The 9753-nt window shown below is 68.0% G+C and carries 6 protein-coding genes and 1 pseudogene; 3 read left to right on the forward strand and 4 right to left on the reverse strand.

What is annotated here, in order from left to right:
- The coding region (locus P409_RS16785) for a LysR family transcriptional regulator (RefSeq protein ID WP_034839669.1) at positions 1 to 521 on the reverse strand (521 nt) is incomplete at its 3' end.
- A 607-nt stretch (positions 522 to 1128) separates the two neighbouring features.
- On the opposite strand from P409_RS16785, the gene P409_RS16790 reads away from it, so the two are divergent.
- The 3 genes from P409_RS16790 to P409_RS16800 are packed head-to-tail and all read left to right on the forward strand — an operon-like array spanning position 1129 to position 5944.
- Positions 1129 to 3075: a PrkA family serine protein kinase gene (locus tag P409_RS16790; RefSeq protein WP_034839672.1), complete on the forward strand. Its 1947-nt coding sequence runs from the start codon at positions 1129 to 1131 to the stop codon at positions 3073 to 3075.
- Between the two features lie 25 nt (positions 3076 to 3100).
- The gene (locus tag P409_RS16795; RefSeq protein WP_430515643.1) at positions 3101 to 4414 is read left to right on the forward strand and encodes a YeaH/YhbH family protein; all 1314 of its coding nucleotides are present in this window, start codon (positions 3101 to 3103) and stop codon (positions 4412 to 4414) included.
- Entirely contained in the window at positions 4415 to 5944 is a 1530-nt protein-coding gene (locus tag P409_RS16800) for a SpoVR family protein (protein ID WP_034839676.1), read from the forward strand.
- Positions 5945 to 6196: 252 nt separating this feature from the next.
- Here the strand turns inward: P409_RS16800 and P409_RS16805 are convergent, their stop codons facing one another.
- The 3 genes and pseudogenes from P409_RS16805 to P409_RS38955 all read right to left on the reverse strand — a co-directional run.
- On the reverse strand, positions 6197 to 8308 hold the full coding sequence (locus P409_RS16805; protein WP_052120786.1) for a mechanosensitive ion channel domain-containing protein: 2112 nt from the start codon (positions 8306 to 8308) through the stop codon (positions 6197 to 6199).
- A gap of 14 nt (positions 8309 to 8322) precedes the next feature.
- The gene (locus P409_RS16810) at positions 8323 to 9519 is read right to left on the reverse strand and encodes a low temperature requirement protein A (protein ID WP_034839679.1); all 1197 of its coding nucleotides are present in this window, start codon (positions 9517 to 9519) and stop codon (positions 8323 to 8325) included.
- A 34-nt stretch (positions 9520 to 9553) separates the two neighbouring features.
- Positions 9554 to 9753: pseudogene (locus tag P409_RS38955) on the reverse strand (adenylate/guanylate cyclase domain-containing protein); the annotation flags it as partial.

Here is a 9753-nt window from a genome sequence, read left to right on the forward strand (position 1 = left end):
GGATGGCAGGCGCCGACCACCAGCACCAGCCGGTCGCCCGGCACGCTGGCATGCTCGAATCCGGCGAGGTCGAGGTCGCCCTCGACGAAGCCGATATCGGCCCGGCCCTCGCGCACCGCCTCGGCCACCTGGGTGGTGTTGCCGATGGTGAGGTCCAGCTGCAGCCCGGGATGCGCCGCGCGGAAGCGGTGCATCAGCGACGGCAGCCAGTAATTGCCGATGGTCTGGCTGGCATGCAGCGCCAGGAGGCCGCGGCGCAGCCCGGACAGGTCGTCCAGCGCCCGCTCGGCCAGCGCCGCCCGGGCCAGCACGGCCCGCGCCTCCGGCAGGAAGGCGGTGCCGGCATCGGTCAGGGCGATGCCGCGGCCGACGCGGTGGAACAGCTTGGTGGCGTGGCGCGCCTCCAGCGCCTGGATGGCGGCGCTGGCGGCCGACTGGGTCAGGTTCAGGGCCTGCGCCGCGCGGGTCACGTGCAGGTGCTCGGCGACGGCGACGAAGATCCGGAGCTGCTCCAGCGTCATGCGCCGTACCCGGCACGGCTGGGCCGGCAGCCGGGGCACCGGAGCGATGCGACTCGGGACATCGCTTCTGTAACAGCCACAAGCCTCACGAAAGCCTCCGCAGGAGCCTCCGGCCCCTCCCCAACGATCGAGCAAGCGATTGATTCCGGACCAAACGATCAGGATTCTCGATCACAGAATGACATAGTTCGTGCTTAAGGCGAGTCGGCTGAAAAGCCGCATCGCCTTTCTCGCGAACTGAGCATACCCTGTTACCATTGATACGACGTAGGCCCGGATGGCAGGCCGCGCCAAGACCTCGACCAACGAGGCCCCGGGCCCAGATAAAAATTAAGGCAGTAGTATTATCGATCAGGTTCGACCCTATATTGTTAAGCAGAGCGAGCGGTGGAGAAGGGGTAGTGCCAGATATTGCACCTCATCCGGGTCCCGACTGCGCAGCCCACCCCGGGCCTGCGGGCGGGCGGGATGGGGCCGGCCCTCGTCATCCACCCGAATCTCGCCGTAAAGCCCGGACCATCATGGGCCGGACACATATGCCCAGAAGCTGCGGCCGGAAACGGCACACTAGGTTGAGTTTCGATCCTCCAACCTCTGGCGGGTGGCAATGGCACCGACCGACGATCTCTTCACCAGCTATGCGAAATCATACGAGGCCCGCCGCGCGGCGGAGATGTCCCTCGAAGAATTCCTGAAGGGATGTCGCAGCGACCCGATGATGTATGCGAGCGCGGCCGAACGGCTGCTCGCGGCCATCGGCCAGCCGGAGATCGTGGACACCGCCCGCGACGGCCGGCTGGGGCGGATCTTCATGAATCGCACCATCCGGGTGTACCCGGCCTTCTCCGAGTTCTACGGCATGGAGGAGACGATCGAGCGGATCGTCAGCTTCCTGCTGCACGCGGCCCAGGGGCTGGAGGAGCGCAAGCAGATCCTCTACCTGCTCGGCCCGGTCGGCGGCGGCAAGTCGTCGCTGGCGGAGCGGCTGAAGGCGCTGATGGAGGTGCACCCGATCTATGTGCTGAAGGCCGGCGACGAGGTCAGCCCGATCTTCGAGAGCCCGCTCGGCCTGTTCAGCCCCGATACGATGGGCGCCGAGCTCGAGGACCGCTACGGCATCCCCCGCCGGCGCCTGACCGGGCTGGTCAGCCCCTGGTGCCTGAAGCGGCTGGATGAGTTCGACGGCGACATCTCCAAGTTCAAGGTGGTGCGGCTGCAGCCGTCGCGGCTGCGCCAGATCGGCATCGCCAAGACCGAGCCGGGCGACGAGAACAACCAGGACATCTCGTCGCTGGTCGGCAAGGTCGACATCCGCAGCCTGGAGACGCTGCCGCAGCACGACCCGGACGCCTACAGCTATTCCGGCGGGCTGAACCGGGCCAACCAGGGCCTGCTCGAATTCGTCGAGATGTTCAAGGCGCCGATCAAGATGCTGCATCCGCTGCTGACGGCGACGCAGGAGGGCAACTATGTCGGCACCGAGAACATCGGCGCCCTGCCCTTCACCGGCATCATCATGGCGCATTCCAACGAGGCGGAGTGGCAGGGCTTCAAGAACAACAAGAACAATGAGGCCTTCATCGACCGCATCTACGTGATCAAGGTGCCGTACTGCCTGCGGGTGACCGAGGAGCAGAAGATCTACGACAAGCTGATCCGCGGCTCGAAGCTGGCCGACGCGCCCTGCGCCCCCGGCACGCTGGAGATGCTGGCCCGCTTCTCGGTCCTGTCCCGCCTGCGCGAGCACGAGAATTCCAACCTCTACTCCAAGATGCGGGTCTATGACGGCGAGAGCCTGCGCGAGGTCGATCCCCGCGCCCGCAGCCTGCAGGAGTACAAGGATGCCGGCGGCGTCGACGAGGGCATGGACGGCGTGTCCACCCGCTTCGCCTTCAAGGCGCTGGCCGCCACCTACAACCACGATACCAACGAGGTGGCCGCCGACCCGGTGCACCTGATGTATGTGGTCGAGCAGATGGTGCGGCGCGAGCAGCACCCGGCCGAGACCGAGAAGCGCTACCTGGAGTTCCTGAAGGCCGACCTGGCGCCGCGCTATGCCGAGTTCATCGGCCATGAGATCCAGAAGGCCTACCTGGAATCGTATCACGACTATGGCCAGAACCTGTTCGACCGCTATGTCGATTACGCGGATGCCTGGATCGAGGACCAGGACTTCAAGGACCCCGACACCGGGCAGCTGCTGAACCGCGACCTGCTGAACCAGGAGCTGACCAAGATCGAGAAGCCGGCCGGCATCGCCAACCCGAAGGATTTCCGCAACGAGGTGGTCAAGTTCGCGCTGCGCTCCCGCGCCGCCAATGAGGGCCGCAACCCGAGCTGGACCAGCTACGAGAAGATCCGCGAGGTGATCGAGCGGCGGATGTTCAGCCAGGTCGAGGAGCTGCTGCCGGTGATCAGCTTCGGCTCGAAGAAGGACGGCGACACCGAGAAGAAGCACGAGGAGTTCGTCGAGCGCATGGTCGCCCGCGGCTACACCGAGCGGCAGGTCCGGCGCCTGGTCGAATGGTACATGCGGGTCAAGCAGGCGGGCTGAGACAGGAGGGTGTGAACAACGCGCGATGTCCATGCACATCATCGACCGGCGGCTTAATCCGGGCGGCAAGAGCCTCGTCAACCGCCAACGCTTCCTGCGCCGGGCCAAGGCCCTGGTGCAGCGGGCGGTCAGAGACAGTTCGCGCGAGCGCAGCATCAAGGATCTGGAGCAGGGTGGCGAGGTCGCGATCCCGGTCACGGGCGTGAACGAGCCACGCCTGCACCGCTCCAGCTCCGGCGGCCTGCGCGACCACGTCCTGCCCGGCAACAAGGAGTTCGTCGAGGGCGACACCATCCAGCGGCCGAAGCGCGGCGGCGGGGGTGGCGGCAGCGAGGGCGCGCCCGACGGCGACGGCCAGGACGAGTTCCGCTTCGTGCTGTCGCAGGAGGAGTATCTCGAGCTCTTCCTCGATGACCTGGAGCTGCCGGACCTGGCCAAGCGCAAGCTGGTCGCGTCCGAAAGCGTCGGATGGCGGCGGGCCGGCTTCTCCACCAGCGGCCCGCCGGCCAGCCTGGCGGTGACCCGGACGATGCAGCGGGCGATGTCGCGTCGCATCGCCCTGCGCCGTCCGAAATCCGGCGAGATCAAGGACATCGAGGCCGAGATCGCGGCGCTGGAGGCCGACGCCGACCCGGACCAGGAGAAGATCGACCAGCTGCAGGAGCATCTGGACCACCTGCTGCAACGCACCCGGCGCATCCCCTATATCGACCCGGTCGACCTGCGCTACCGCCGGCTGGAGGCGACGCCGAAGCCGGTGGCCCAGGCGGTGATGTTCTGCCTGATGGACGTCTCCGGCTCGATGACCGAGCACATGAAGGACCTGGCGAAGCGCTTCTTCGCCCTGCTGCACCTGTTCCTCAAGCGCCGCTACAAGCATGTCGAGCTGGTGTTCATCCGCCACACCCACCAGGCCGAGGAGGTGGACGAGGACACGTTCTTCTACTCGACCGAGAGCGGCGGCACAGTGGTCTCGACCGCGCTGGAGATGATGGCGTCGATCGTGGCCCAGCGCTACCGGCCGGAGGACTGGAACATCTACGCCGCCCAGGCCTCGGACGGCGACAACCTGTCGAGCGACAGCGCCAAATCCGCGGCCCTGCTGGGCGACGAGATCCTGCCGCTGTGCCAGTACTTCGCCTATCTCGAGGTCGGCCGCGACGAGGACCCGATGTCCTCCGGCGTGGTGCCGCGTCAGACCGACCTGTGGCAGACCTATGACCGCGTGCGCAAGCCGGACGTGCCCTTCGCCATGCGCAAGGTCTGGCACCGACGCGACATCTATCCGGTGTTCCGCGAGCTGTTCCAGCGCCGCGACGTGGGGGTGGGAGCCGACTGAATGGGCGAGACGCTGCTCTATCCCGGCACCGACTGGGATTTCGGCACGATCCAGCGGATCTACGACCGGGTCGAGCAGGTGGCCAAGGGGCTGAAGCTCGACACCTATCCCAACCAGATCGAGGTGATCACGGCCGAGCAGATGCTCGACGCCTATTCCTCGATCGGCATGCCGCTGTTCTACAAGCACTGGTCCTTCGGCAAGCAGTTCGCCCAGAACGAGGTGTTGTACCGCAAGGGGCTGCGCGGCCTGGCCTATGAGCTGGTGATCAATTCCAGCCCCTGCATCAGCTACATCATGGAGGAGAACACCGCGACCCTGCAGACGCTGGTGATCGCCCATGCCGCCTTCGGCCACAACACCTTCTTCAAGACCAACTACCTGTTCAAGCAGTGGACCGATGCCGAGGGCATCCTCGACTATCTGGAGTTCGCCAAGGCCTATATCGCGCAATGCGAGGAGCGCCACGGCCAGATGGCGGTCGAGCAGCTGCTGGATGCCGCCCATGCGCTGATGAGCCATGGCGTGCACCGCTATCCGCGGCCGCGCCGGCCGGACCTGAAGACCGAGGAGCGGCGGGCCAAGGAGCGGCTGGAATACCAGGAGCAGGTGTTCAACGACCTGTGGCGCACCCTGCCGAACGCGCCGGCCAAGTCCGGGCCGGTGCTGAGCGAGGAGCGCCGTCGCGCCCTGCTCGAGCTGCCGCAGGAGAACATCCTGTATTTCCTGGAGAAATCGGCGCCCCGTCTGCAGCCCTGGCAGCGCGAGCTGCTGCGCATCGTCCGGCTGGTGGCGCAGTATTTCTACCCGCAATCGCAGACCAAGGTGATGAACGAGGGCTGCGCCTGCTGGGTGCACTACAAGATCATGACCCAGCTGCACGAGGAGGGCTCGCTGAACGACGGCGCCTTCCTGGAGTTCCTGCAGTCCCACACCAATGTCGTGTACCAGCCGGAGTTCAACGACCAGCATTACAACGGCATCAACCCCTACGCCCTGGGCCTGGGGATGATGCAGGACATCGAGCGGATCGTGGTCGACCCGACCGACGAGGACCGGGAATGGTTCCCGGACATCGCCGGCAAGGGCGACGCCACCGGCGTGCTGCAGGATGTCTGGGCCAATTACCGCGACGAGAGCTTCGTGTCGCAGTTCCTGAGCCCGCGGCTGATCCGGCAGTGGCGGATGTTCCACCTGCTGGACGATTCCGGCCAGCCGGAGCTGCGGGTCGACGCGATCCATGACGAAAGCGGCTATCGCCGGATCCGCCGGGCGCTGGCGCGGCACTACGATGTGGCCTGGAACGACCCGGACATCCAGGTGGTGGATGTCGACCTGGCCGGCGACCGCCGCCTGATCCTGCAGCACAGCGTGCTGAACGGCATCCTGCTGGCCGAGAACGACACCCGCCAGGTGCTGCAGCACTTGGCCGATCTGTGGGGCTACGACGTGCTGCTGAAGGAGATCGACCCCTCCAGCAACGCCGTGCTGAAGGAGCACTCGGCGAGCGCCCGGTCGACGTTCTTTTGAAAGCTGGCCTCTCCCGTTCCCGTAAATCTGCCCTCTCATCCTCCCCCTCCCCTTGCGGGAGGGGTAGGGGGAGGGGTTTGGCGCCGCGAGACCGATTTTCTCCAGGCTTGAGCGTATCGTCTGCGCCGACAGGATAGTCGACGCTCCCTCCCGGCATCGACAGCCCCCTCCCCCTACCCCTCCCGCGGGGGGAGGGGGAGGATGAATGGGCGGGCCGACTTCGGTGGGTGAGGCCGGAAGACGCAGGAGCCCCTACCCCGCCTCCCCCGCCGGCTTGGCGCGGTCCAGCGCGTGCTGGGCCACGGCGTGCGGCACCGCCCCTCCTCCGCCGCTGCCGGCCACGGTGACGGTCGGGACGGCGAAGGCGATGCCGTTGGCCTCGAAGGCCTTCTTGATCATCGCCATCGCCCGGCGCCGGATCACGAACTGCTCGCCCGGCCTGGTCATCATCTTCAGCCGGACCTGGATGGCGTAGTCGCCGAACTGCTCCACCCCCTGCATCTTCAGCGTCTCCAGGATATGCGGCGCGAATTCCGGGTCGGCCGCCAGTTCCTTGCCGACCTGCTTGACGATCGGTTTGATCTTGTCGAGGTCGGTGTCGTAGGTGACCGAGACTGTCATCTTGTCGATCACCCAGTCGCGCGAGTAGTTGGTGATCTTGTCCAGCGAGCCGAAGGGGATGGTGTGCAGCGCGCCGCGGTGGTGGCGCAGCTTGAGCGAGCGCAGCGAGAACCCCTCCACCGTGCCGCGGATGCTGCCGCTCTCGATGTACTCGCCGATGCGGAAGGCGTCATCGAACAGGAAGAACATGCCGGAGATGACGTCCTTCACCAGCGTCTGAGCGCCGAAGCCGACGGCGAGCCCGACGACGCCGGCGCCGGCGACCAGCGGCCCGATCTCCACCCCCAGCGCCGCCAGGGCGATCAGCCCGGCCATCACCGCCAGCACCACGAACAGCACGTTCTTCAGGATCGGCAGCAGCGTGCGCAGCCGGGCGTGGCGCCGGGCGTCGTCGCCGGTGCCGAGCCCGCCCGCATTGGCGGCGACGATGCGCTGGTCCAGCCAGGCGCGCAGCAGGTGCCAGGCGAAATCCGCCACCAGGAACACGATCGCGGCGTTGATGGCGCCGCGCATCAGGCGCGTCAGCACGGTGTCGCGCGTGGTCAGGGCGGCGAGGTCGAGCCCCAGCACCTCGGCGATCAGCAGCGCCGCGCCGATCACCAGCAGGGCGCGCAGGCCGCGCTCCAGCGACACGCCCAGCACCGACGGGATCTCCTCCGCCGCCGCAGCCCCGGCCGGGCGCAGCACATGCTTGACCGCCAGATGGCTGCCGCGGATGGCGATCGGCAGCAGCAGCAGGATCACCCCGACATAGAAGGGCGCCACCGAGCCGGTGAACAGCGCCAGCCACACTCCGACGATGTAGAGGGTCAGGAGCCAGGTGCCGATCCGGTGGTCGTGGCCGACCCGGTCGCGGCCGTCGAAGGTCGGGGCGCGCCACAGCGCCGTCAGAGTCAGGCCCAGCAGGACGACGCCGCAGGCCAGGCCGACCAGATACCAGCTCTCCCGCCGCAGCCCCAGCGTGGTCAGGACGTCCAGGGTGAACTGCACGAAGAAGAACCAGCCCACCAGGATCGCCGACCAGACGAACCAGAAATGCGCGGTCGGTGTCGCCATCGGCACCAGCCGGAATCTCTCCGCCCCCGGCGCCAGGATGATGCGGCCCAGCACCACCGTCACCCGGACGATCAGCACCAGCAGCAGGTAGGACAGCACGATCTCCTGCAGCAGCGGCGGCCAGTCGAACAGCAGGAAGGCGCCGATGCTGCCGAGGGCGAAGACGAAGACCAGGCCGAGGCCGTAGACCGAGCGCAGCCATACCGCCTGCAGCCGGCCGTGCAGCGTGTCGAGCTGGGTGCCGATCAACCGGCGGCGGAAGCGGGCCGAGAGGTACCAGTAGAGCTTCTCGGCCCCGAAGCCGAGGCCGACGAAGACCGCGAGCGACAGGACCGTCCACAGCAGCCCCTGGTCCTCCAGCTGCGCCATCAGCACCCGCCAGGCGGCGGCGAGTTCGGCCGGCAGCGCCGGGGCGGCGGCGACCAGCGAGCGCAGGAAGCCCCGCGTGGCATCGATGCCGCCGGCCAGGCTCTGCTGCACCCCTTCGGCGGCGGGCGCGGCGCCGGCGTTCCCGGCGGCCGGGGCGGCGACCTGGCTCTGCAGCCAGCCGCGCACCTCCGGGTCCTGCAGCAGCTCGGCCAGGCTGCGCAGCTTCTCCGGGCTCGGCGGCGGCGCCTGCTGCGCCGGGGCAGCACCCGAGGCGCCCAGCCCGAGCAGGAGGACGAACAGGAACAGCAGGCGATGCATGGCGGGACAGCCCCTCAGCCGATCTCGGGCGATGATAGAGCGTGCGCGCCGCGAAGCGACAGCCGTTCCCACACCGCAACCACCAGCATCACCACCGCCACGCCGGCCGAGAGCAGCAGCGGCGACAGCCCGTCCGACAGCGGGATCAGCAGGGCCAGCAGCACCAGGCCGGCCAGATGCGACAGCGGGATGCGGCCGGTGGTCGTCCATTTGAACAGGGCGTTGCCGAGCAGGTACAGCGCCGGCCCGCCCAGCAGGGCGGCCACGGTGCCGACGCCGACATGGCCCGTGGGGTGGGCCAGCACCAGCTCGTCCGCCACCGCGCCGACGATGATGCCGGCGACGATCAGCAGGTGGATATAGGTGTAGGCGATGCGCGCCAGCCGCCCCGGATCCTCGGCATGGGCGATGCGGTGGCTGCCGCGCTCGGCCCCGATGTCGAAATAGATCCACCACATCGCCACGCTGCCGATGAAGGAGATGACGAAGGCGGTGACGGTGGCCCCGTCCGGCTCCAGCTCGGCGAAGGTGGCGCCGGTGACCAGGATCGATTCACCCAGCGCGATGATCACGAACAGGCCGCAGCGCTCGGCCATGTGCCCGCCCTCAACATCCCAGTCGGCGGTGGTGGAGCGGCCGAGGCCGGGCGTCCAGAAGCCGAGCGAGGGCGAGACGTATTCGATCGCCAGCGCCGCGGTCCACAGCGCCAGCCGCGCCTCCGCCTCCACGAGGGCGCCGGCGATCCAGAGCACGGCGGACACCGCCAGCCAGGCGCTGATGCGCAGGAAGTTGCGATAGTTGCCCGGGCTGTGGCCGCGCAGCGCCGCCGCGGTGAACAGGCTGCGCCCGAGCTGCATGAAGACATAGGCGCCGGCAAAGGCCAGTCCCTTCTCGGCGAAGGCCTCGGGCAGCGAGGTCGACAGCACCAGCCCGGCCAGCATCAGCACCAGCAGCAAGAGGCGCACCGGCGTGCGCTCCGGGTCCAGCCAGTTGGTGACCCAGGAGGTGTAGATCCACACCCACCAGACGGCCAGGAACAGCAGCGCCGTGTGCACCGCGCCGAGCAGGGTGAGGTCGTGCAGCAGCCCGTGCGAGAGCTGGGTGATGGCGAAGACAAAGACCAGGTCGAAGAACAGCTCGACGAAGGTGACCTTGCCGTGCTCATGCGCCTTGCGTGGGCGCAGCAGGCCGCGGGCCGCCTGGGTGGTCATGTGCGGAATCCCCCGAATCCGATGGTTCGCAATCCTATGCCGGCCTCTGCATCCGCGCGAGATGCCGCGCGGCGGCCGCCTCCAGCACCGGGCTCAGCGCCTCGGCCAGCGCCCCGAGCTGGCCGATGTCGTCCGCGCCGAAGCCGCCGCAGCGGTCGGTCACCGCGACCAGCGACGCCATCCGCCCGTCGGCGAAGGGCATCGGCAGGGCCAGGTAGTCGGTGGCGCCCTGCG

Source organism: Inquilinus limosus MP06 (genome assembly GCF_000767795.1).
GTDB lineage: Bacteria > Pseudomonadota > Alphaproteobacteria > DSM-16000 > Inquilinaceae > Inquilinus > Inquilinus limosus_E.